The sequence below is a fragment of the Pleomorphochaeta sp. DL1XJH-081 genome, assembly GCF_049310885.1.
Taxonomy (GTDB): domain Bacteria; phylum Spirochaetota; class Spirochaetia; order Sphaerochaetales; family Sphaerochaetaceae; genus CAYZJV01.
In genome coordinates this window covers 1-524 of the sequence record NZ_JBMDYO010000030.1, presented here as the reverse complement: position 1 = coordinate 524, position 524 = coordinate 1, and the positions used below count along the sequence as shown (strand labels likewise).

Below are 524 nucleotides of genomic sequence, written 5' to 3'. Positions count from 1 at the left end.
TCTGCCACCTGGACTACGGTCACCAGCGGTTCCAACGGTGAGACAATCAATGCCACCAGCGGGGTACTCACGGTGAGTGAGGACAAGCTCACGACCGATGTGTGGCAGATCGACTACCAATTCAGCGGCACCTACACCGACCCGGTTCTGAACCTCGCCTTTCCCGTGACGGTCGCCATCACCCTCTCGCGGGTGGCCAACGGCACCTCATTCGTGGTCGCCCGGGCTTACGCCACCGGAGGCAGCCAGTTCAAGAACCACAGCCCCTCCTCCCTGTCGCTCAAGGCCGAGCTCATCCGCGGTACCACCAAGGACACGACAAACCTCGACTACCAATGGAAAAAATCGATCAACGGGACCGTCTGGGAAAATATCGCAGGAGCAACTGCGGCCACCTTGACGGTCACTCCTTCCATGGTGGATTCGTTTGCCATGTTCAAGTGCTCAATTCTGGACACCGACGCCACTTCCGACACTTTCAACATCAGCTACGACACCGAGGCCGTTTCGATCCTGGACGTCAC

General features: G+C 58.6%; 1 protein-coding gene. It reads left to right on the top strand.

Annotated elements, in window-relative coordinates; translation table 11 throughout:
* Nucleotides 1-524, top strand: a 524-nt coding sequence (locus tag ACODJP_RS13775) for a hypothetical protein (protein WP_422482475.1), incomplete at both ends; no start/stop codon positions are given.